General features: G+C 76.5%; 1 protein-coding gene. It reads left to right on the forward strand.

The window, feature by feature from the left end; translation table 11 throughout:
• Positions 1 to 2,373 (forward strand): SDR family NAD(P)-dependent oxidoreductase (locus EBN88_RS29595; protein WP_122400053.1); only part of this gene is annotated, 2,373 nt, incomplete at both ends.

A 2,373-nucleotide genomic window follows, 5' to 3' on the forward strand; every position in this document is an offset into this window, starting at 1 on the left:
CTCCGCACCAACACCCCCGAACTCACCACCTACCTCACCACCCTCACCCACCACCCCACCACCAACTGGACCACCCTCACCACCACCAACACCCCAAACCTGCCACTCCCCACCTACCCCTTCCAACGGCGCGCGTACTGGCTCCGACCGTCGCGCGCCGGGGACGGGGCCGACGCGCCGCACCATCCGTTCCTGACCGGCCGGACCGCGCTCGCCCACCACAACACCGTGCTGTACACCGGCGAGTTGTCGCTGGCCGACCACCCGTGGCTGGCCGACCACACCATCGCCGGCACCGTTCTCTTCCCCGCCACCGGCTTCCTCGATCTCGTCCTCCACGCCGCCGACGGCGCCACCGTCGAGGACCTGACCATCGAGGCCCCCCTCGTCCTGCCCGAGCGGGGCGGCGTTCAGCTTCAGATCACCGTTGAGGACCGCGCGCTCGCCGTTCACGCCCGGTCGAACGCCGACGAGCCCTGGACCCGCCACGCCACCGCGACCCTCACCAACGAACCACCGGCCACCCCCGAGCCACCCGCCGCCTGGCCCCCACCCGGCGCCCAGGCAATCCCCCTCGACGACACCTACCCCCAACTCGCCCAACGCGGCTACGACTACGGCCCCACCTTCCAGGGCCTCACCGCCCTCTGGCGCGAAGACGACACCCTGCACGCCGAGATCGCCCTCCCGCCCGACACCCCCACCGCCGGCCACACCCTCCACCCCGCGCTCCTCGACGCCGCACTCCACCCCCTGCTGGTCACCAACCCGGACGGCGGCAACCTGCTGCCCTTCGCGTTCACCGGCGTCGCCGCGTTCACCGGAACGGGCGCGGCGGAGGGGCCGGCGCGGCTGCGCGTCAGCGTGACGCCCGGCGGGCGGGACACGGCGGCCTTCGCCCTCGCGGACGACGCGGGCCGGACGGTGCTGCGCATCGAGGCGCTGGCGTTCCGCCAGGCGTCGTGGGAACGGCTGAGGGGCGGCGGTTCGCTCCTCGGGATCGAGTGGACGCGCCGCGAGCTGCCGGCGGCGCCAGGCGGGCGGTGGGCGTTGGTCGAACGCCCCGACGGCGACGGCGCGTTGGCCGCCGCCTGCGCGGCCGCGGCGCCCGGGATCGAGGTGACGTCCTACGCGGACCTCGACGCCTTCGGCGCCGCGCTCGACGGCGGGGCGGCCGTGCCCGACCGCGTGTTGCTCATCGATGCGCCGGCGTCCGAGGGCGACGCCGGGATCGACGCGGCGGCGGTGCGGGAGCGGACCGTCGCCGCGCTGGGCGCGGTGCGGTGGTGGCTGGCGGACGAGCGACTGGAGAACACGCCGCTGGTGGTGCTCACCCGGGGCGCGGTGGCCGCCGGGTCTGACGAGGACGCCGTCGCCGGCCTGGAGCAGGCCGCCGTCTGGGGTCTGCTGCGCACGGCGGGGACCGAGCGGCCGGGCCGCTTCGTGCTGCTCGACCACGACGGGACGCCCGCGTCGCTCGCCGCGCTCCCCCGGGCCCTGGGCGCCGCCGACGAGCCGCAACTGGCGTTGCGGGACGGCGCGTTGACCGTTCCCCGGCTGGTGCGAACCGCCGGCGAGGGGCCGGCGATGGCCGGTGGGTTCGACCCGGAGGGCACGGTGCTGGTTACCGGCGCGACGGGCCGGCTCGGCCGGCTGGTCGCGCGCGACCTCGCGGCCGAGCACGGCGCGCGGCACCTGCTGCTGGTCAGCCGCCGTGGCCCGGCGGCCGAAGGGGCGGACGAGCTGCGGGCCGAACTCGCCGCGCTCGGCGCCGAGGCGGAGCTGGTCGCCTGCGATGTCGCCGACCGGGCCGCGCTCGCCGAGGTGCTCGCGGCCGTTCCCGCCGACCGCCCGCTGACCGCCGTCGTGCACACCGCCGGCACCCTGGACGACGGCACGATCGAGTCGCTCACGCCCGAGCGGCTGGCGGCGGTGCTGCGGCCGAAGGTCGACGCGGCGCTCAACCTGCACGCGCTGACGGCCTCGCGCCCGCTGGGCGCTTTCGTACTGTTCTCGTCCATCTCGGGCCTGATCGGCGCCGCCGGGCAGGCCAACTACGCGGCGGCGAACACCTTCCTCGACGCCCTCGCCGCCCACCGGCGCGCCCTCGGCCTGCCCGCGACCTCGCTCGCCTGGGGCCTGTGGGACCAGGGCGGGGGCATGGCCGAGAGCCTCGGCGAAGCCGATCTGCTCCGGATGGCGCGGGCCGGCGTCGGGTCCCTCACCGAGGACGAGGGCATGGCGCTGTTCGACGCGGCGCTCGGCCGGGACGAGGCGCTCCTCGTTCCGATGCGTCTCGACCTGGCCGCCGCCCGCGCCCAGGCGGAGGGCGGCGGCCAGGTCCCGGCCCTGCTGCGCGCCCTGCTGCCGGCG

This window comes from Streptomyces triticirhizae, assembly GCF_003696235.1.
GTDB lineage: Bacteria > Actinomycetota > Actinomycetes > Streptomycetales > Streptomycetaceae > Streptomyces > Streptomyces triticirhizae.